The organism is Thioclava sp. GXIMD2076 (assembly GCF_037949795.1).
In the GTDB taxonomy this organism is placed as follows: Bacteria; Pseudomonadota; Alphaproteobacteria; order Rhodobacterales; family Rhodobacteraceae; genus Thioclava; species Thioclava kandeliae.
On the sequence record NZ_CP149932.1, the window covers coordinates 214,152 to 233,730 of the forward strand.

Annotated in this window: 24 protein-coding genes and 1 tRNA gene; 11 read left to right on the forward strand and 14 right to left on the reverse strand. The window is 62.0% G+C overall.

Annotation, left to right across the window (positions count from 1 at the left end):
* The 13 genes from infA to WDB91_RS01185 form a co-directional block, all read right to left on the reverse strand.
* On the reverse strand, window positions 1-219 hold the full coding sequence (gene infA / locus WDB91_RS01125; RefSeq protein WP_036636451.1) for a translation initiation factor IF-1: 219 nt from the start codon (window positions 217-219) through the stop codon (window positions 1-3).
* 86 nt (window positions 220-305) lie between these two features.
* Entirely contained in the window at window positions 306-1,211 is a 906-nt protein-coding gene (locus tag WDB91_RS01130) for a carbon-nitrogen hydrolase family protein (RefSeq protein WP_339114423.1), read from the reverse strand.
* Between the two features lie 5 nt (window positions 1,212-1,216).
* Complete coding sequence (locus tag WDB91_RS01135) at window positions 1,217-1,798, reverse strand: GNAT family N-acetyltransferase (protein WP_339113336.1); 582 nt, start codon at window positions 1,796-1,798, stop codon at window positions 1,217-1,219.
* Window positions 1,798-2,205 (reverse strand): ketosteroid isomerase-related protein, encoded by a 408-nt coding sequence (locus WDB91_RS01140; protein ID WP_339113337.1) that lies wholly within the window; start codon window positions 2,203-2,205, stop codon window positions 1,798-1,800. Before WDB91_RS01140 ends, WDB91_RS01135 begins: the two co-directional genes overlap by 1 nt.
* 22 nt (window positions 2,206-2,227) lie before the next feature.
* Window positions 2,228-2,686, reverse strand: a complete 459-nt coding sequence (locus tag WDB91_RS01145; protein ID WP_339113338.1) for a low molecular weight phosphatase family protein — start codon at window positions 2,684-2,686, stop codon at window positions 2,228-2,230.
* On the reverse strand, window positions 2,686-3,165 hold the full coding sequence (locus WDB91_RS01150; RefSeq protein ID WP_339113339.1) for a UPF0262 family protein: 480 nt from the start codon (window positions 3,163-3,165) through the stop codon (window positions 2,686-2,688). The genes WDB91_RS01145 and WDB91_RS01150 overlap by 1 nt, the downstream gene beginning before the upstream one ends.
* A 124-nt stretch (window positions 3,166-3,289) precedes the next feature.
* Window positions 3,290-4,591, reverse strand: coding sequence for a histidinol dehydrogenase (gene hisD / locus WDB91_RS01155; protein WP_339113340.1), 1,302 nt, complete (start codon window positions 4,589-4,591; stop codon window positions 3,290-3,292).
* Window positions 4,592-4,646: 55 nt separating this feature from the next.
* Window positions 4,647-5,894 carry an organoarsenical effux MFS transporter ArsJ gene (gene arsJ, locus WDB91_RS01160; protein ID WP_339113341.1) on the reverse strand — a complete coding sequence of 416 codons (1,248 nt, stop codon included), beginning with the start codon at window positions 5,892-5,894 and terminating at the stop codon, window positions 4,647-4,649.
* Window positions 5,891-6,889, reverse strand: coding sequence for an ArsJ-associated glyceraldehyde-3-phosphate dehydrogenase (locus tag WDB91_RS01165; RefSeq protein WP_339113342.1), 999 nt, complete (start codon window positions 6,887-6,889; stop codon window positions 5,891-5,893). Before WDB91_RS01165 ends, arsJ begins: the two co-directional genes overlap by 4 nt.
* Before the next feature lies 1 nt (window position 6,890).
* Window positions 6,891-7,709 (reverse strand): helix-turn-helix domain-containing protein, encoded by an 819-nt coding sequence (locus tag WDB91_RS01170; protein WP_339113343.1) that lies wholly within the window; start codon window positions 7,707-7,709, stop codon window positions 6,891-6,893.
* A gap of 125 nt (window positions 7,710-7,834) precedes the next feature.
* Window positions 7,835-8,311, reverse strand: coding sequence for a DUF2948 family protein (locus tag WDB91_RS01175; protein ID WP_339113344.1), 477 nt, complete (start codon window positions 8,309-8,311; stop codon window positions 7,835-7,837).
* A 63-nt stretch (window positions 8,312-8,374) separates the two neighbouring features.
* The gene (murA, locus tag WDB91_RS01180; protein WP_339113345.1) at window positions 8,375-9,643 is read right to left on the reverse strand and encodes a UDP-N-acetylglucosamine 1-carboxyvinyltransferase; all 1,269 of its coding nucleotides are present in this window, start codon (window positions 9,641-9,643) and stop codon (window positions 8,375-8,377) included.
* Window positions 9,643-9,852, reverse strand: coding sequence for a hypothetical protein (locus WDB91_RS01185; protein ID WP_339113346.1), 210 nt, complete (start codon window positions 9,850-9,852; stop codon window positions 9,643-9,645). The genes murA and WDB91_RS01185 overlap by 1 nt, the downstream gene beginning before the upstream one ends.
* Before the next feature lie 137 nt (window positions 9,853-9,989).
* On the opposite strand from WDB91_RS01185, the gene WDB91_RS01190 reads away from it, so the two are divergent.
* The 7 genes from WDB91_RS01190 to WDB91_RS01220 all read left to right on the forward strand — a co-directional run bounded on the left by WDB91_RS01190 (window position 9,990) and on the right by WDB91_RS01220 (window position 14,890).
* A tRNA-Thr gene (locus WDB91_RS01190) sits at window positions 9,990-10,064 on the forward strand.
* Between the two features lie 211 nt (window positions 10,065-10,275).
* Complete coding sequence (locus WDB91_RS01195) at window positions 10,276-11,217, forward strand: LysR substrate-binding domain-containing protein (protein ID WP_339113347.1); 942 nt, start codon at window positions 10,276-10,278, stop codon at window positions 11,215-11,217.
* An 81-nt stretch (window positions 11,218-11,298) separates the two neighbouring features.
* Window positions 11,299-12,075 carry a 3-oxoadipate enol-lactonase gene (pcaD, locus tag WDB91_RS01200; protein ID WP_339113348.1) on the forward strand — a complete coding sequence of 259 codons (777 nt, stop codon included), beginning with the start codon at window positions 11,299-11,301 and terminating at the stop codon, window positions 12,073-12,075.
* A gap of 2 nt (window positions 12,076-12,077) precedes the next feature.
* Complete coding sequence (pcaC, locus tag WDB91_RS01205) at window positions 12,078-12,470, forward strand: 4-carboxymuconolactone decarboxylase (protein WP_339113349.1); 393 nt, start codon at window positions 12,078-12,080, stop codon at window positions 12,468-12,470.
* Window positions 12,470-13,222 (forward strand): protocatechuate 3,4-dioxygenase subunit beta, encoded by a 753-nt coding sequence (gene pcaH, locus WDB91_RS01210; RefSeq protein WP_339113350.1) that lies wholly within the window; start codon window positions 12,470-12,472, stop codon window positions 13,220-13,222. The genes pcaC and pcaH overlap by 1 nt, the downstream gene beginning before the upstream one ends.
* Window positions 13,223-13,224: 2 nt before the next feature.
* Window positions 13,225-13,824, forward strand: a complete 600-nt coding sequence (pcaG, locus tag WDB91_RS01215; RefSeq protein ID WP_339113351.1) for a protocatechuate 3,4-dioxygenase subunit alpha — start codon at window positions 13,225-13,227, stop codon at window positions 13,822-13,824.
* Window positions 13,814-14,890 carry a 3-carboxy-cis,cis-muconate cycloisomerase gene (locus tag WDB91_RS01220; RefSeq protein ID WP_339113352.1) on the forward strand — a complete coding sequence of 359 codons (1,077 nt, stop codon included), beginning with the start codon at window positions 13,814-13,816 and terminating at the stop codon, window positions 14,888-14,890. Before pcaG ends, WDB91_RS01220 begins: the two co-directional genes overlap by 11 nt.
* A gap of 33 nt (window positions 14,891-14,923) precedes the next feature.
* On the opposite strand, the gene WDB91_RS01225 is transcribed toward WDB91_RS01220, so the two are convergent.
* On the reverse strand, window positions 14,924-15,592 hold the full coding sequence (locus WDB91_RS01225; RefSeq protein WP_339113353.1) for a TetR/AcrR family transcriptional regulator: 669 nt from the start codon (window positions 15,590-15,592) through the stop codon (window positions 14,924-14,926).
* A gap of 138 nt (window positions 15,593-15,730) precedes the next feature.
* Here WDB91_RS01225 and WDB91_RS01230 point away from each other — a divergent pair, with 138 nt between their 5' ends.
* The 4 genes from WDB91_RS01230 to WDB91_RS01245 all read left to right on the forward strand — a co-directional run bounded on the left by WDB91_RS01230 (window position 15,731) and on the right by WDB91_RS01245 (window position 19,544).
* Entirely contained in the window at window positions 15,731-16,603 is an 873-nt protein-coding gene (locus WDB91_RS01230; RefSeq protein ID WP_339113354.1) for a shikimate dehydrogenase, read from the forward strand.
* Between the two features lie 56 nt (window positions 16,604-16,659).
* Window positions 16,660-17,670: a TRAP transporter substrate-binding protein DctP gene (gene dctP / locus WDB91_RS01235; protein ID WP_339113355.1), complete on the forward strand. Its 1,011-nt coding sequence runs from the start codon at window positions 16,660-16,662 to the stop codon at window positions 17,668-17,670.
* Window positions 17,671-17,740: 70 nt separating this feature from the next.
* The gene (locus WDB91_RS01240) at window positions 17,741-18,268 is read left to right on the forward strand and encodes a TRAP transporter small permease subunit (protein WP_339113356.1); all 528 of its coding nucleotides are present in this window, start codon (window positions 17,741-17,743) and stop codon (window positions 18,266-18,268) included.
* A gap of 1 nt (window position 18,269) precedes the next feature.
* Window positions 18,270-19,544, forward strand: a complete 1,275-nt coding sequence (locus WDB91_RS01245; protein ID WP_339113357.1) for a TRAP transporter large permease — start codon at window positions 18,270-18,272, stop codon at window positions 19,542-19,544.
* Window positions 19,545-19,579: the final 35 nt, after the last annotated feature.

Sequence of the window (19,579 nt, forward strand, 5' to 3'; positions counted from 1 at the left end):
TTACTTGAAGCGGTAGTTGATGCGACCCTTCGAAAGGTCGTAAGTGTTCATTTCGACTTGAACTTTGTCGCCGGCGAGAACGCGGATGCGGTTCTTGCGCATCTTCCCTGCCATATGTGCGATGATTTCATGGCCGTTTTCTAGCTCGACCCGAAACGTCGCATTTGGCAGGAGTTCCTTCACGACGCCGGGGAATTCGAGCATTTCTTCCTTGGCCATGGTCACTCCATAATTGCGTAAAGGCGCAGAAACGCGCCATCGTGGCGCTTAAATGCGCCTGCTTGCCTTAAAATTCAAGCGTTATGTCAGCCCTGCGGGACAGATTCGCGCACAATCGCAACCGTTTGAGCCTGATCCAGGCTCTCGGGCCAATGCTGGAAGAGCAAAACCCCGCCATCATGGCGCGATTGCCGCACCTGCTCCAGATCGACCTGCGCATAGACCCAGCCCGGAGAATCAAGCGCGCCCTCGGCAATCACCCCCGTTTCGGGCCAGCCGGTATCGGGCGGGCCGAAGACACCAGCCGCCCCGCGGTTCTCGTCAATCGCGGGGCACCAGTCAGCGGGGCCCACGGTGGGCGATTGCACGGTGACGCACTGGTTTTCCAGCGCCCGCCCCTGCGCCCCGATCCGGACCCGCGAATAGCCTGCGAGCGTATCGGTGCAGGACGGGACGAGGATCATCTCGGCACCCTTCTCGCATAGCGCACGCGCCAGAAGCGGGAATTCGCTATCATAGCAGATGGTGATGCCGATCCGCCCCAGAGCGGTATCGAACACCTGCAACCCCTCGCCCGCGCCGATATGCCAGTCCTCCCGCTCGAACCGCGTCATTACGGCCTTGTCCTGATGGCCGATCAGTCCGTTGGGGCCAACCAGTGTAGCGCGGTTGGTGCGGATATCGGCGCCATTATGCGTCTCGATCACCGGCCCCGAGGGCGCGAGGATATGCACACGGTGACGGAAGGCCAGATCGACAAACAGCGTCTCCATCTCGGGGCGGTAGCGCGCCACGACCTGAAGCGCCGCCTCCAGATCGCGCGCGGCCTCGGCCCCGCCCAAGGAGGCCAGCTCCATCGCGCCATATTCGGGAAAGACCAGAAGCTGGGCCCCCTCGGCCACGGCCTCCTCGACCCAGCGGGTCAGCTTGTCCTCATAGGCATCCCAGCTGTCATGCCAATCGAGCGGATAGGCCGCCGTAGCGATTTGGATCTTGCTCATAGGGCACACCCCCAGAATTGTAATTGTTTTACCGTTTCAGCAGTCTCGCCCAGATCCGTCCAGCGGAAATCGGCGATCACACCCGGCATCGGCCGATAGCCGCGTTTATGCCAGAACCCGTCGAGCGGGCGGTAGCCTGCGGGCTTCAAAGGATGGTTACCCTCGCGGATCACCGAACAGAAGGCGCTATATGCGCGCCCAAGTTTGCGCGCATGGGCTTCGCGCGCGTCAAAAAAGGCATGCCCCAGACCCTGCCCGCGATACTCCGGCAACAGGACCGATTCCGCGCAGTAAAAGACATCCTCCAGCGCCAGTCCCGTTGCCGCAAAAGGCACCGCGAAATCCTCGGCATGGTCTTCCAGCGGCGTGCCGGTGGCCGCCCCGACAAGGCGCGTGCCATCAAAGGCCCCCACAACGACTGCATCCCCGGAAAGGCGATAGCTCTCCAGATAGCGCCGCTCATAGTCCAGCGAGCCGTCATAGATATAGGGCCAGTCACGGAATACGCGGATGCGCAGCGCCGCCACATCGTCAAGGGCGGCATCGAGCGCCGCCCCCGTCAATACGCTCACCTCCATCAGGAGACCTGCTTGATCCAGTCGGAGAGGTTATAATAGGTGGTCACCCGCGCGATCTTGCCATCCTTGAGGTCGAAGAACGTGCCGGCGGGCAGACGGTAGCTCTGGCCCCGCGCCTCGGGCAGGCCCTCGTCGGTTTTCAGATAGGTGCCGTTCACGACAAACTCCGCCGCCGCCCGCGTGCCCGCGTCATTGGCCATGACACAGATATCGGTCAGCGTTTCGCGGTAGCAACGCGTCATATGGGCATTGAACTCGCGGAAGGCCTCGGCTCCACGGCGGATATTGCCCTCGTTGACGTGATGCTCGAAATCATCCGCCAGCAGGGCCTCCATTCCGTCGGTATCACCGGCGTTGAAGGCATCGTAATAGGTTTTCAGGGTCTCAATGGCCTCGAGGCGTGACATGGGTTCTTCCTGTTGGATAGTGTTATTCTAGGTCCAGCGGCGGCCCGAAGCGGGCAATCATCCGCTCGCGGATCTGGTCGCGGGTCTGGCGATAGGCGGCCAACTTGGCCTCGCGCCCCTCACCAATGCCAGTGGGGTCCATCACCGGCCAGTATTCGATATCAAGATGGTAGAAGCGCGTCAGTTCCAGCGCCTGCCGCTGGCTGGCCGGAGATAGCGCGACAATAAGATCGAATGTCGAGATATCATCGCCCCATTCCTGCATGTCCTCGAAGCTGCGCACACGGTGACGCTCCAGATCGACACCCAGTTCATGCATCACCGTGATCGTGAAGCCGTCGATATCCAGTTCGGATTTCACACCCGCCGACTGCACATAGACATCGGGACCGTAGAAACGCTTCATCATCCCTTCGGCCATCGGGGACCGCGTGGCGTTATAATCGCAACAGAAGAGCACCGACTGCGGCAGATCCGTCATTATTTCACCGGCGACAGGACGCAGACGAGAGTGAAAAGCCGCCTTGCGGTCGCAAGATCCAGCTCGGCCTTGCCCTCCAGACGTTCCTCGAGAATGCGCGCGCCCTCGTTATGGATCCCGCGCCGCGCCATATCGATGGCCTCGATCTGACTGGGCGGCATGTTTTTCACTGCCTCGAAATAGCTCTCGCAGATCTGGAAGTAATCTTTGATCACCTGCCGGAACGGACCGAAGGACAGGTGAAACTCGGCCAGCGGCTCGTCGGCGTCGTTGCGGGTGTCAAACACCAACCGCCCGTCACGCACCGCCAGAAACAGATGGAACGGCCCCTCATATCCGGGCGCCTCGCCCTTGCCCGGCAAGGTGAAGTGATTATCCTCGAGAAGATCGAAAATCGCGACGCGACGTTCCTGTTCGATCTCCGCGCTCGGGGCGGGCAGACCGGAATCATCGACTTCAAGCTTTGCGATATGGGCCATGGCACTCTTCTCCCTCGGGCCGACAAGGCGTCGTCGGAGAAGGCTAGACGGTGTCTCGTCCCTGCGCAACCGCGTCCCGCGACAGAGGCGGGCGCGATTGCGACCTATGGTTATTTATTGGCCGTTACCTGTTAAGGGCATCCAGACGCGCGCGGACAGAAAGCCCATGCGCTTCAAGGCTTTCCGATTTGGCGAGCGTCTCCGCCCCCGGACCGATCCGGCGCAGCGCTTCGGGGGTCATCATCGACAGCGTGGTGCGCTTGACGAAATCGAAGACCGACAGCCCCGAAGAGAAACGCGCCGAGCGCGCGGTGGGCAGAACATGGTTCGGCCCGCCGATGTAATCGCCAATCGCCTCGGGCGTCCAGGCCCCCATGAAGATCGCGCCCGCATGGGTGATCTCCTGCGCCAGAGCCTCGGGGTCATCTACGCACAGTTCGAGGTGTTCGGGCGCTACGCGGTTCGACAGCTCTGCCGCTTCGGCCAGATCGCGGGTGATGACCACCGCGCCGAAATCCCGCCAGCTCGCCCCTGCGATCTCGCGGCGCTCCAGCGTCTCGAGGCGTTTTTCCACCGCCGCAACGACCCTGTTGGCAAAGCCCTCATCGGGGGTGATCAGGATCGATTGTGCCGAGGCGTCATGTTCAGCCTGCGACAGCAGATCGAGCGCGATCCAGTCGGGGTCATTCTGGCCATCGGCAATCACGAGGATTTCCGAGGGACCGGCGATCATATCGATCCCCACCTTGCCGAACACACGACGCTTGGCGGCGGCCACAAAGGCATTGCCAGGGCCTGTGATCTTATCCACGGGGTGGATGGTATCCGTGCCATAGGCCAAGGCCGCAACCGCTTGCGCGCCGCCGATACGGTAGATCTCGTCCACGCCCGCAATCTGGCAGGCCAGCAAAACCAGCGGGTTCACCTTACCATCGGGCGTGGGGCAGACCACCACCAGACGCCCGACACCCGCCACTTTGGCAGGGATCGCATTCATCAGCACCGAGGACGGATAGCTGGCCAGCCCGCCCGGCACATAGAGACCCGCCGCCGAGACCGGTGTGAAACGCCAGCCGAGCTTCGCGCCGCTTTCCTCTTCCCACATCGCATTGGGCGGCATCTGGCGGGCGTGATAGACGCGAATGCGTTCGGCGGCCAGTTCCAGCGCCTCGCGCTCGACATCCGGCACACGGGTGATTTCGGCCTCGATCTCGGCTTCGGAAAACCGCATGCTGTCGGGCGTCAGCTCGAGCCGGTCGAATTTCGCGGTCAGCTCCAGCACCGCCGCATCGCCACGCGCGCGCACATCGGCGATGATCTGGCCCACCGCCGCATCCACATCGGGGCTATCCTCGCGTTTCATGCCCATCAGTGCGGTGAAACGGGTCTCGAAATCGGCAGCGGTCGTGGTCAGGAAATGCGGCATCGGAGTCTCCATAAGTCAGATCGGGGATAGTCCAGCCGCCGCCTGTGGGCAAGCACTACTGCGCAGACAAACGCCCCGCCATGACCGCCGAAAGGCCCACCATCACCGTTGCCACCCCCAGCATCAGGGCCAGCCCACCCAGCTGGTAGCTCAGCCCCGAGGCCAACGTTCCCAGAAGCCGCCCGCCCGCATTGGCCATATAGTAGAACCCCACATCCATCGTGACGCGCTCGGATTTGGTGAAGGCGAGGATCAGATAGGAATGCAGCGAGGAATTCACCGCAAAGACCGCGCCAAAGACCAGCAGCCCGATGACCAGCGCCACGGTCAGCCCCTGCCCGCCCAAGCCCAGCGCGGCAATGGTCAGCCCCGCAGGTATCACACAAAGCCCCCAGGCCCAAAGTTTCGCATCCGCCACCAGCGCCTCTGGCGCGCGGGTCTTGGCCCGCAGGATCTTTGGCGCAAGTCCCTGCACCAGCCCGTAGAGGATGACCCAGCCCGCCATGAAGCCACCGATCAGAAAGAAGGCCGCGCGGTCGCCCGCCTCGGTACCATCCGAGAACACGGCGGTAAAATAGATCGGGATGCCCACCACAAACCATACATCGCGCGCGCCAAACAGGAACACCCGTGCCGCCGAGAGCCGGTTCACATTGGGCGATTTCGAGAATACTTCCGAGAATTTCGCACCCTTTCGCCCTTGCGGCAGCCCTTTGGGCATGGCGATCGCGATGGCTACCAAAATCACCGCCAGCACCAGCGCCATGGCAACGATCGACCCCGCAAAGCCCAGCAACGCCAGAAGCCCCGCCCCGAGGAGGAAGCCCACACCTTTCACCGCGTTCTTGGACCCTGTCAGCACAGCCACCCAGGCAAAGAGCCCGCCTTGCGCCGAAGGTGCCAACAGCTTGACCGCGGATTTGGACGACATCTTCGCCAGATCCTTTGCCACGCCCGAAGCGCCCTGCACCGCCATCACATAGATCACCGAGGCCGTGACACCCCAATCGGGATCAAGCCCCGTCAGCGCCAGAAGCGCCACCACCTGCAGTCCGAGCCCCGCATAAAGCGTAGAGGCCAGCCCGAAACGTGCCGCGATCCAGCCCGCGCAAAGATTGGTGACCATCCCCGCCACCTCGTAAAGGAGAAACAGATAGGCCAGCTGCACCGGCGAGAACCCGAGGCCGTGGAAATGCAGCAGCACCAGCATCCGCAAGGCCCCGTCGCTCAACATGAAGGCCCAATAGGCCGCCGTCACCGCGATATAGGCGGAAAGCCCTTCCCTCATGCGCGAAGCAGTCATAGCGACTGCCCGACCATCAGCGCCACATCCACCAGCCGGTGCGCATAGCCATATTCATTGTCATACCACGCATAGATCTTCACCTGCGTGCCATTGACCACCATGGTCGAGGGCGCATCAATGATCGAGGAGCGCTTGTCATTGACGTAATCGGCCGAGACCAAGGGCCGCGTCTCGTAGCCCAGTATCCCCTTCAGCACGCCTTGCGAGGCCGCTTCGAGGAGCGCATTCACCTCGTCCACGCTGGTCTCTCGCTCGACCTCGAAGACGCAATCGGTCAGCGACCCGTTGAGCAAAGGCACCCTGACCGCATGGCCGTTCAAACGCCCTTTCAACTCGGGATAGATCAGCGTGATAGCCGTGGCCGAACCCGTGGTGGTGGGGATCAGCGAATTGAGCGCCGAGCGCGCGCGCCGCAGATCCTTGGCGGGGCGGTCCACGATGGACTGGGTATTGGTCACGTTATGCAACGTGGTGATCGCGCCATGCCTGATCCCCAGCCCCTCATGGATCACCTTCACCACGGGTGCGAGGCAATTGGTCGTGCAACTGGCTGCCGTCACGATATGATGGCGCGCGGGATCGTAGCTGTCGTTATTCACACCATAGACGATATTGGCGGTCGGCCCATCCTTGACCGGCGCGGAGACAACCACCTTTTTCACGCCAGCGGCGAAATAGGGTGCCAGATCGGCGTCCGTCTTGAACTTGCCGGTGCAGTCGATGACCACATCCACACCATCCAACGGCAGATCCGCGAGTGATTTTGTCCCGATAAAGGGCAGCCTGACACCATCGATGGTCACCGATGTCCCGTCATGGCGGAAACTGGCATTCCACCGCCCGTGCACCGTGTCGAATTCCAGCAGATGCGCCTGCATCTCGGGGCTGCCCACCGCATCATTGATCCATGCGATCTCGGCCCCTGCGGCCAGAAGCGGCTGCAAGGCGAGTTTTCCCATCCGGCCAAGGCCGTTCAGCGCGTAAGTGACCATTTCAGTTCTCTCCATAACGGGCGATATCATCGACGGCGGACTGAAGCGCCCTGCGATCGAGTGTCTCGAAGGGAAGCGCTGCGAAGGCCTCGATACGGTTCCGCAATGCGCCATAGGCCGCGCGGAAGGCCAGTGCCGCTTCAGCGGGGGTGCGGGCGCGGGCCGCCTCGATAACCGGATCGGGCACCCCCCAATGGCCGCTGACCGGATGACCGGGCAAGGCGGGACATTCCTCGTTGGCGGCCCTGTCACAGACAGTAAAGACGAAATCGAAGGGCGGCTCCGAGGCGAGCGACCCGAAATCCTTGGAATAGAGGCCGCTCGTGCCATGCTGCTGGCCCTCCAGAAGCGCAAGCGCCTGCGGATTGGGGCCGGAGGCCGGATGCGTGCCTGCGGAATGGGCCTCGAACCTGTCACCGCCCAGCGCGCGTAACAATGCCTCGGCCATCAGCGAGCGCGCTGAATTCCCGGTGCAGACAAACAGCACGCGGAACCTGCGGGGAGTGGTGGAGGCAGGGGCCGGCAGACAGTCCGACACCCTGCCCCGACAGCAGTCATCGAGCAGAAACCCGAAGGTCTCCCGCACCGCCCCCATCTCGATACTATAGAGAAGCGACGTTCCGACGCGCTCTTTGCCCAACAGCCCCACCTGCATGAGAGCGGCCAGATAGGCCGAGAGCGTACTGGGCTTCAGCCCCAATATCTGAGCGATCTCGCCTGCAGGTAGCCGGTCGGGATAGCGCCGCATCAAGAGCCGGAACAGCGCAAGGCGCTGCGGGTGACCAAGTACGGCGAGGGTTTCTGCAACTTCTTTTTCCATATTTCGCGGATATACGAAATATGGGGATTCGCCTTATGAAATTTTCATGACACAAAAAACGCCCTGCCGGAGCAGAGCGTCACAAAAGCCGGAGCGACGCGCCGGAATGACCTTTGTAGAGGGAATTACTCGCGATGCGAGGGCACCTTGCCCGAGACCGCCCGATAGGGTTTGGTCACATCACGCAGATCGACGGCCAGGGCTTCGACCGAAAGCGCGATCGCCCCATCCCCCGCCAGCGTCAGCATCAGCTCGCCCGCACCATCGGCGGCAGGCGTCCAGACGAGATCGAGGATCGACAGGACCATATCCTTTTCCGACCGGTCCACCCCCTGCGAGCGCACCGACAGAACCTCCGACACCACCAGAAGCGATTGCACGCGCTCATAGGGACGGCCCTCGGCCTCGGCGGCCTCGCGATCTTCCCAGCGGAAGCGGTTGACCAGAAGCGCCAGCTTGCGGCGGGCACGGTCGAAACGGATTTCGGTCACCGGCAGCACACAATCCTGCACCAACGCCGAGATCACCGGCAGATCCTCGGCCGTCTCGGCCCGCAGGCTCAGCGCCTGCTCTGCCCCATCCTCGAATCTTGCATCTGCCATGATCGCCTCCGTAACACTGTGCTGGCGGTAAGGTAGACGGGCGCCACCGCCCGTCCAGAGGAGTTATTCGGACACGCGCTCGATATCGGCGCCCACGGCCTTCAGCTTGCGCACCAAACGCTCGTAACCGCGATCAAGGTGATAGACGCGGTTCACCACTGTCTCGCCCTCGGCAGCCAGACCCGCGAGAATCAGCGAGACCGAGGCGCGCAGATCGGTCGCCATCACCGGCGCCCCCTTCAGCTTTTTCACACCATGCACGGTGGCATGACCGCCATGGACCTCGATATTGGCGCCCATCCGCACCAGTTCGGGCGCATGCATGAAGCGGTTCTCGAAGATTTTCTCCTCCAGCACCGAAGTGCCCTCGGCGGTGCACAGAAGCGCCATCATCTGCGCCTGAAGGTCGGTCGGGAAGCCCGGATAGGGCTCGGTGACCACATCCACCGCATTGACGATATCGCCACGACGTTTGACCTTGAGGCCGTCCTTGGTCTCCTCGACATGGATACCCGCCGCATCGAGCTTCTCGCAGAAGGACTCGACCAGTGCGATCTTGCCGCCCAGCAGCTCGACCTCGCCACCGCAGATCGCGGGGGCCAGCATATAGGTGCCCAGCTCGATCCGGTCGGTGACCACGGGATGGGTCGCGCCATGCAGACGGTCCACGCCCTGGATCTCGATGGTCGAGGTGCCATCACCCGAGATCTGCGCGCCCATCGCCCGCAAACAATCGGCCAGATCGACAATCTCCGGCTCGCGGGCCGCGTTCTTCAGCACCGAGGTGCCTTTGGCCAGCGACGCCGCCATCAGGAAGTTCTCGGTCGCGCCCACGGAGGCAAAGCGCATCTCGTGCACCGCGCCCTTCAGGCGGCCACCGGCAACCTTGGCATGCAGATAGCCCTCTTTCAGCTCGATCTCCGCCCCGAGCGCCGTCAGCGCATCGATATGGATATCCATCGGGCGCGCGCCGATCGCACAGCCACCCGGCAGCGACACAACCGCATGGCCCAGACGCGCCAGAAGCGGGCCGAGCACGAGGTTCGAGGCCCGCATCTTGCGCACGATGTCGTAATCCGCCACCGGATTGATCACGCCATGGCACGCCGAGGCCAGAACCTTGCCGTCCTGGAGCTGGGTCACTTCCGCCCCGAGGCTGGCCAGAAGATCGGTCATGGTGCGGATGTCGGACAGGCGCGGCGCGTTGGTCAGCGTCAGCGGCTCCTCCGACAGGAGTGTCGCGGGCATCAGGGCCAGACAGGCGTTCTTGGCGCCCGCGATTGGGATCTGCCCCGAAAGCGGCCCGTTGCCGCGCACGATAATGCGGTCCATCAGCTGTCCTTCTCGTTCTGCTCGTCCAGTGGCGGCGCGTCGTGAGACCCTGCACCATCTGTCTGTGTTTCTATAGGGTCGGCCTTGCGACCGCGTGCCTGCGCCTTACGGCGTTGAAGATTCGCGCGCAAGGCCGCGCGCAGGCGATCTTCGCGTGCCGATCTGTGGTCTTTCGACCCATTCTGGGGGTTCTTCGGATCATGTGCCATGGGCCTTCTGTAGCGTCAGGAAAAAAATCTGTCGAGATATGTCATTTTTTCTCTTGCGCCCTGCGGCGAGCTCCTCTAAATCCCCGCTCACGGTCGAAGGGCGGCACTGAAAAGCACCGCACCGGACGACAAAAGATGCTGCCGTAGCTCAGGGGTAGAGCACTCCCTTGGTAAGGGAGAGGTCGAGAGTTCAAATCTCTCCGGCAGCACCACTAAAGCCACCTCACAGAAACCGATTTGAGCGAGTATAGCTGTGCTCATCCGTTTCCGGAGCGGATCTTTTCCACATCTCCAATCCCCTGCAAATTCCGGCGTCCTTAGGATAGCCGTCACGGAACAGCGCCTGCGCGGAGGCGCGCATTGTGTTTTGTGCCGCGATGGTAACAATGTCCGTCGTGAGGAATTTCGAGGGGGCAAAAAGCGATGGGGCTGCATCGGGGGGTCAAGCTGCGCCATGTGCGGGCATTTCTGGATGTGATCGACCAAGGCTCGATTTCGGCGGCCGCGCGCGGTCAGGGCATTTCACAGCCTGCACTGTCGAAGACATTGGCCGAGCTGGAGGCGATGCTGGAGGTGGAGCTTCTGTCGCGCGAGGGCCGCAGCGTGGGCCTGACGCCCGCAGGCCGCGCCTTCCGCCGTCACGCCCTGCAAGCGATGCAACAGCTGGACACCGCCGTGGTAGCGGCCCAAGGAGGCACCTCTTCGGATATGCTCAATGTGGGCCTTCTGCCCACCGTATCGGGCGGCATCTTCCCCCGTGCCGCACTCGAATTTACCAAGGATCATCCGGGGCTCCGGATGTCGATGCTGACAGGACCGCACGGGTTCCTGCTGGGCCAGCTGCGCGACGGGCGGATCGATCTCATGGTAGGCCGGATGCCTGCACCCGAAGACATGCCGGGATTGCGTTTCGATTTCCTCTATCACGAGGAAATCGTGCTGGTGGGGCGCGCAGGCCACCCGCTGGCGGGCGCAAGCGGCGCACAGGTGCTGCAACAGGCAGAGCTGATCCTGCCCACGCAGAAATCCATCATCCGGTCCACAGTGGACCGCTTCCTGCTGTCGGCGGGAATCACCGAACCGAAGATGCGCTTCGAGACGGTTTCTCTGGCACCCGGTCTGGGGCTGGTCGAATCCTCGGATCTCTTGTGGTTCATCTCGCGCGGCGTGGTGCGCCGCGAGATTGAAAGCGGCACGCTGGAGGTAATAGATCTGGGAGCGCCCTTCCTTGCAGGATCGGTCGGGCTGACCATGAAGCAAAGCACTGCGGACAGGTTCGAGATTGGCGGGCTGGCCGAGGCTTTGCGTCACCAGATCATGCTGTCGGGACTGGAGCTGCCGCGCGAAAGACAGCTTGAACCATAACCCCCTTGTTATATTTCCCTCCGTGCTTTGTATTGGCCCCACACGCGGGCTTATGAAAAAACAACGCTCGGAGGACTATTCATGCACAGTTTTGATCGTATGGGCCGCAAGGTCCATTACCGGCTTGACGGGCCGGAAGACGCACCCGTTCTGGTGCTGTCGAATTCTCTCGGCACCGATCTCCGGGTCTGGGACGCGTTTTTGGCGGCCCTTCCGGGCCAATGGCGTGTGCTGCGTCTGGATAAACCGGGTCACGGCCTGAGCGATGCGCCCGCAGCCGATCTTACGATTGCCGAGCTGGCCGAAGATATCGCGGCGCTCTGCGACGCCTATGGGCTAAGGGATCTCAACTTCGTGGGCCTGTCGATCGGCGGCATGATCGGCCAAGAACTGGCCGCCACCCGCCCCGATCTGATGCGCGCGCTGGTGCTGATGGATACCGCCGCCAAGATCGGCACACCCGAGATGTGGACCACCCGCATCAACGCGATCCGCGAGAACGGGATCGTGTCGCTCGAGGCCGCGATCCTCGAGCGCTGGTTCGTGCCCGCTTTCCGCAAGACCGACCAGTTCGCGCTATGGCGCAACATGCTAATCCGCACCGATGACTTCGGCTATACCGCCTGCTGTGCGGCGATTGCGGCGGCGGACCTCACCGAGAGCACCCGCGCCCTGACCCTGCCGGTGATGGCAATGGCGGGCGATCAGGATGGCTCCACCCCGCCCGATCTGGTGCGGGCGACGGCCGCATTGTGCAATGCCGAGTTCCATCTGATCGAGAATGCGGGCCACCTGCCCTGCGTCGAACACCCCAAACACACGGCCGAGCTTATCGCGGCCTTCTTCAACAGGATCTGACCATGACCGAGAAAAGCTTCCGCTATGACAAAGGCATGGAAACCCGCCGCTCCGTGCTGGGCGATGCCCATGTGGACCGCGCCGAAGCGGGCAAAACTCCGTTTGACGAGCCCTTCCAGACGCTGATCACCGAGACCGCTTGGGGCAATGTCTGGTCGTCGGATAAAATTACCAAACGCGAACGCTCGATGCTGACACTGGCGCTTCTGGCCGCCACGGGAAATTTCGAGGAGATCCCGATGCATGTGCGCGCCACCGCCAATACCGGTGCCTCGCGTGACGATATCATGGAAGCTTTCCTGCATGTGGCGGTCTATGCCGGCGTGCCGAAGGCCAACCATGCGATCAAATTGGCAAAGCAGGTCTTTGCCGAACAGGAGGAGGAAGGCAAATAATGACCCACCCGCTGGCAAGACTGCAGGCCGATCAGGGCCCGCTGATCCCGCGCAACCGCGAGATCCACCCCGTCCCTTACGATCCGGGCTACAAGACATCGGTGGCACGCTCGCCCAACCAGCCGCTTCTGGCGATGGAATCCGGGCTCTCGGAGGAAACCGGTCCGACCTTCGGCCACTCGGCTTTCGGGCAATATGATAACAACCTGATCCTCAACTGGAACCGTGGCGCCGCCCCCGCCATCGGCGAGCGGATCATGATGCATGGCCGCGTGCTGGATGAAAACGCCCGCCCGGTGCGCAACACTCTGGTCGAGATCTGGCAGGCCAATGCCGGTGGCCGCTACCGCCACAAGAAAGACGGCTATCTGGCGCCGCTCGACCCCAATTTCGGCGGCTGCGGACGCACGCTGACCGACGAGAACGGCTATTACCAGTTCCTGACCATCCGCCCCGGCGCCTATCCCTGGCCCAACCGCGGCAATGACTGGCGCCCGATGCATATCCACGTCTCGGTCTTCGGCCACAGCTTCGGCCAGCGCCTGATCACCCAGATGTATTTCGAGGGTGATCCGCTGATCAATCTCTGCCCGATCGCCAAAACGGTGAAGGACCGCGCTTCGCTCGACCGTCTCGTGGCTCCGCTCGACATGGCGCATTCGCGCCCGCTGGACTATCTTGCCTACAAGTTCGACATCGTGCTGCGCGGTCGCCGCCAGACCATGTTCGAAAACCGTATCGAGGGGATGTAATCATGGTTCAACAACTCGACACTCTTCAGGAAAGCGCCTCGCAGACCGCAGGCCCGTATGTCCATATCGGCCTGATGCCCAGCTATACAGGCAACGGCCAGATCTATGACAGCGAACTGGGCTATTCGCCTATCGAGGAGGGCGCCGAAGGCGAGATCATCGAGATCGTCGGTGAAGTCATTGACGGCACCGGCTGGACGTTGCGCGATGCGCTCATCGAGAGCTGGCAGCCCGATGCCTCCGGCAAGTTTGCAGGTCAGGAGGGCGCCGACCCCAAAGTCTCGGGCTGGTGCCGTTTTGCCGCTGACGCCGAGACCGGTGAATTCACTCTGCGCACGGTCAAACCGGGCAAGGTGGCGCTGCGGGGCGGTGGCTTTGGCGCGCCGCATATCTCGCTGTGGGTCGTTGCCCGCGGGATCAATATCGGGCTTCAGACACGGATCTATTTCGAGGATGAGGACAACTCGGAGGACCCGCTCTTGAAACGCATCGAACAGCGCCCGCGCGTCGAGACGCTGATCGCCAAAAAGGAAGCGGATGGCAAATACCGCTTCAACATCCGCCTTCAGGGCGAAGGGGAGACGGTGTTCCTTGACATCTGATCTGGTTCAAAACGGGGCGGCCGATGTGTTCGGCCACCCATGGCTCTCGGGCTCTTTTGCCGATGCCGAAGTCATGGCGCTCTGGTCTCCGGAGCGTCAGCTTGCGAATATGCTGGCCTTTGAGGCCGCCTTCAGCCGCGCTATGGGCCGGGCGGGACTGTTCGATGCCGATCTGGCCGATGAAGCCGCCAGCAGGATCGAGACTGCCACGCCCGATATGGCGGCCTTGCGCAAGGGGCAGGAAAATGACGGCGTTGTGGTGCCGGCATTGGTGGCCGAACTGAAAAAGGCTACGGGCCATGCCTCGGAGGCGGTCCATAAGGGCGCGACCTCGCAGGATGTTATCGACACCGCAATGATCCTCAGCCTGCGGGACACGTTGCGCCTGTTGCGTGCACGGCTCGAGAGGCTGCAGGACGCGATGGACACGCTGGTGCAGGTCTATGGCGCCAAGCCCCTGATGGGCCGCACCCGTATGCAGGCCGCAACCGAGATTACCGTGGCCGACCGGATCGCGCCTTGGATGATGCCACTTGCCACCCATATCGAACGCATCGACGCGCTGATGCCGCGGGTCGCACGGGTGCAGCTGGGCGGTGCGTCTGGCGACCGTAAGGCACTGAAAGACAAGGCCGCGATGGTCTCTGCCGATATGGCACAGGCGCTGGATCTGGAAGATGCGCCACGGGCATGGCATGCGATGCGCGGCTCGGTGACCGAAGCCGCCAGTTTGATGGCGCTGATTACCGGCACTCTGGGCAAGATGGGGCAGGATATCTGCCTGATGGCCCAGCAAGGCATTGACGAGATCGCCATGTCGGGCGGCGGCGGGTCGTCGGCCATGCCGCATAAGCAGAATCCCGTTCTGCCCGAACTACTGGTGACGCTGGCACGGTTCAACGCGGTGCAGGTCTCGGCCATGCATCAGGCAATGATCCACGAACAGGAACGCTCGGGCACGGCCTGGACGCTCGAATGGATGGTGCTGCCGCAGATCGCACAGGCCACAGGCCGCGCGACGGCTGCCGCCCAGACCATCTGCGAGCGGATCAATCGTATCGGATAAGGAAAGGCCCGCCCCGTCGGCGGGCCTTTTCGGTTACTTGGGCGAAGGAATCGGCGTGCCCGCCTTCAGAACCGACAGCACGATGGTGCGGATCACCTCGGCCCGCATCCAGCTCTGTCCCTCGGGGGTATAGAAATTATTCCCGAAATTTGCCGAAAACGTAATCTCGTTGGCGACATTGAACACGCTCGCCGCCGAAATCTGCCAGTGAACCCGTAGCGGATCGACATCCTCACGGAAAACACCCTGCGCGATTCCCGCCTGACAGATTCGCTCCAGAAGCAAAACCGCTGGCTTATTGGTATGCGGCATCTCGGCCATCTGGCGGATGTGGCGACCGTCATGGATATTCTCAATCATAACCAAACGCACAAAATCGGGGTTCGCCTTATGGTGGTCGAATGTGAACCCGATCAGCTTCTCCAGCGCCTCGATGGGCGGTAGGTTGTCCACATCCAAAGCACATTCGCCTTCGCGCACCTTGCGATAGGCATTCTCGAGAACCTCTTGATAAAGCGCCTCTTTATCCTTGAAGTAATAGAAGATCATCCGCTTCGATGTCTTCGTTCTCTCGGCAATATCCTGCAGCCTCGCCCGCGAGAGACCATGGCGCGCGAACTCCTCCTGCGCCGCCGCCAGAATATCGGCTTTCACAGCCTCTGGGTTCTGCTTCCAGCCACGGGGGTTTCCTCCGACACCCATAACTTTCTCCTCCCTCTTCATAACCGCCAGACTCTACAATGGACCGGCGGGTACATTCTTCTTGACGAAATTAACCCGCTGGTCCATCATTATGTCAACACGTCGGATCGGGAGTCCCGACGCGGGAGGACATTACACATGAATACCGCAATCCAGACCAAGGATACCCTGCTGGCAGGCCTGATCGGCCGCGGCATCGGCCAGTCGCGCACCCCCGCGATGCATATGGCCGAAGCAAAGGCGCAGGGCATGGTCGGTCTGTATAACAAACTTGATATGGACGACCCGCTACGCGAGGGGATGACCCTCGAGCAGATGCTGGTCGGCGCCGAGAAGGCGGGCTATGACGGGCTCAACATCACCTACCCCTACAAGCAGGAAGTGATCGCGCTTCTGGACGAGTTGTCCGAGGGCGCGCGTTCCGTAGGTGCGGTGAATACCGTGGTCTTCAAGGATGGCCGCCGCATCGGGCATAATACCGACATGACGGGTTTTGCCGCGGGCTACCGTGCCGGTCTGGGCGATGCGCCGAATGACCATGTGCTGCTGGTGGGTGCCGGTGGTGCGGGCGTGGCCGTGGCCCATGCGCTGTGTGATTGTGGTGCCAAGCGCCTGTCGATCACCGATGTGGACCCCGCGCGTGCGCAGGCTCTGGCCGCGCAGGTCGCCAAGAACCGCCCGGCGACCCAAGTTGTGGCCGTTGCCTCGACCGACGAGCTGACCGGTGCGAACCGCCCGCAGGGCATGGTCAACGCCACGCCGATGGGCATGGCCAAACTGCCGGGCATGTCGGTGCCGGAGAGCTTCCTGGGCGCTGATATGTGGGTGGCCGATATCGTCTATTTCCCGCTCGAAACCGAGCTTCTGGCCAAAGCGCGCGCAGTTGGCGCACGCGTGATGCCCGGCTCGGGAATGACTGTGGGGCAAGCCATCGATGCCTTCAAACTGTTCACCGGCCGCACCGCCGATGGTGCGCGGATGAAGGCACGGTTCGAGGAATTCGATAAGTAAAGCTTCACTCTTCAGGGAGATGAGTGGAGACCCGAACGCAATCTAGGGAGGATGACATGCGTTTCAATCTCAAAGCAACCGCGGCACTGGCCGCACTGACCATCGGTCTCGCAGGCGCGGCTCAGGCCGAAACCACCATTCGCGTGGCCCATGTGGACCCCGATGACTGGCAGACCTCGAAAAAAGGCGCTGCGGCCCAGATCTTCAAGAATATCGTCGAGGGCGAGAGCGACCTGAAGGTCGAGCTGTTCCCCGCAGGCGCCCTCGGCAACGAGGACGAACTTGTTGCACAGGCACAAGAAGGCCTGACCCAGGTGGCGATCGTCTCGGGCGCAATGTCGAAGGTCTGCCCCGCAGCCTCCGTTCTCGACATCCCCTATATCTTCTCCTCGGCCCCCGTTGCATGGGATGTGCTGGACGGCCAGTTCGGCAAGGATCTGGCAGAGCACTGCCTCGACGAGACCGGCCTGCGCACGCTGGCCTATGGCGAGACGGGCTTCCGCAACTTCACCAACAATACCCGCGAGATCAAATCTCCGGCGGATATGAAGGGCCTGAAGTTCCGTGTGCAGCCGATCCCGCTCTATCTGGAAATGGTGAAGTCGCTGGGCGGCGAGCCGACCCCGATCGCATGGACCGAACTGCCCAACGCGCTGTCCACCGGCGTGGTTGACGGTCAGGAAAACCCCGTTGGCACGATCTATAACAACGGCCTGCACAAGCTGCAGAAATACATGACCCTCGACGGCCACGTCTATGGCGCGGACTTCATCGTGATCTCGGACGAGTTCTATGAGGGCCTCTCCCCCGCCGATCAGGAAGTCGTATCGAAAGCCGCCCGTATCGCGGGCACCATGGGCCGCGCGATCCAGGAATGGTCGACCGCCGATGGCGTGAAGAAAGTACAGGAAGAGGGCATGCAGGTCTATTCGCCGACCACCGAGGAGATCAAGGCCTTCGCCGATGCGGCGCAACCCGCCGTGATCGACTACCTGCGCGGAGAACTGGGTCCGGATGCGGAATGGATCGACCGTCTGCAGACGGCTGTAGCCGACACGCAGGAATAACCCGTTTGTAACAAGTCAGGCTGGCGCGTCCGGGCGCGCCGGCCACTGTCGTCCAGGAAGGGCCTTCCCCATGCAGACGCTGATCAATGGCGCCCGTCGCATTCTCGGCTTCCTTGCCGGTCTGTCGATGGCCCTCGTCTTCGCGATCATCTTCATCAACTCGCTACGTCGTTATCTTATGGGGCAATCGGTCCCATGGGGCGAAGAGCTGCCGATCTACCTGACCATCTACGGGGTGATGTTCGGCCTTGCGCTGGCCTATCTGAACGACAACCACATCCGGTTCACGATCCTCGTGGACATGATCTCGCGCAAGTCCCGCGAGACCCTGTATCTCTTCGTCGATGTGATCACCTTCGTCTCGGGCCTGCTGCTGGCCTATGCAGGCCATAGCTTCGCGATGAAACGCGGCAAGCTGGCCGCTTCGGGGCTTAAATCCACCGGCAACTGGCTGGCCCAACATACCGGCATCGACGCGCTGGTCTGGGTCGGCAAGGTCGGCACATGGCAATATGCCATCGCCATCGGCGGCGCGCTTCTGGCCGTGGCCGCCGTTCTGAAATTCATCGAGCGTCTTGGCACGCTGCGGAGTCTCTGACATGGCCTTTATCATTCTCATCGTCGGCCTGCTGATCGGGGTTCCGATCGCCATCTCCATCATCGCCGCTCTCATGTTCTTCATGGCCACGGGCGAGGCACCCTATGCCATGCGCCTTGTGGCGACCGAAATGTTCAAGGGCATGAACTCCTTCCCGCTGCTGGCGATCCCGCTTTTCGTGCTGGCAGGCGAAGTGATGACCGAATCCGGTATCACCTCGCGTATCATCGCTTTCGCGAATGTGCTCGTAGGCCGTCTGCGCGCCGGCCTGGCGCTGGTCAATATCTGGGCCTCGGTGATCTTTGCAGGCCTGTCGGGTTCGGCTGTGGCTGATACCTCGGCGATCGGCCGCGTGTTCATCCCCGAAATGGAAAAACACGGCTATGACCGCGCCTATGCTGCCGCCCTCACCGCCGCGTCCTCGGTGATCGGCCCGATCATTCCCCCCTCGATCCCCGTCATCATCTATGCGCTGATCGTCTCCGGCGTCTCGGTGCCTGCCCTGTTCATGGCAGGCGTGGTGCCCGGCATCCTTCTGGCGATCTTCCTGTCGATCTGGGTCATGCTGACCGTGAAGATCGACAAGAACGCCCCTGCCAACGATCTGCCGCAGCAACCCGCGATGCAGGCAATCCTGCAGGGGATCCCGCCGCTCCTGATGCCGGTCTTCGTGGTGGGGTCCATCCTGCTGGGTATCGTGACGCCAACCGAAGCGGCAAGCTTTGCTGTGGCCTATGCGCTGTTCCTCGGTGTCTTCGTCTACCGCAATATCAAGATCTCCGCCCTACCCCGCATCTTCCGCGATGCGATGCGCGACAGCTCGGTCATCCTAATCATCATCGGGGCCGTCTCGGCGGCCAACTGGCTCCTTACCTATAACCGCCTGCCCAATATGCTGACGGAATGGGTGCTGGCCAATGTCGATAGCAAAACGGCCTTCCTGCTGGCGGTCATGGTCCTCTTCCTTGTGGTGGGCCTGTTCCTCGAAGGGATCGCGGCGATGCTGGTTCTGGTGCCGATCCTGCATCCGATCGCGGTGGGCCTTGGCGTCGATCCGGTCCATTTCGGGATCATCGTGATCTTCAACCTGATGATCGGCCTGATCACGCCACCGCTTGGCCTGTGTCTGTTCGTGGCCGAAGGGGTCGCCCAAGTCGGAATGGCACGGCTCATCAAGCAGATCATGCCCTTCTTCTTTGTCGAGGTACTGGTGCTTGCGATCCTCACCTTCGTGCCGCAAACGGTGACTTTCCTCCCGACCATTCTCGGTTATTAATAGGAAAAGGAGGGCTACGGCCCTCCTTTTCGCCC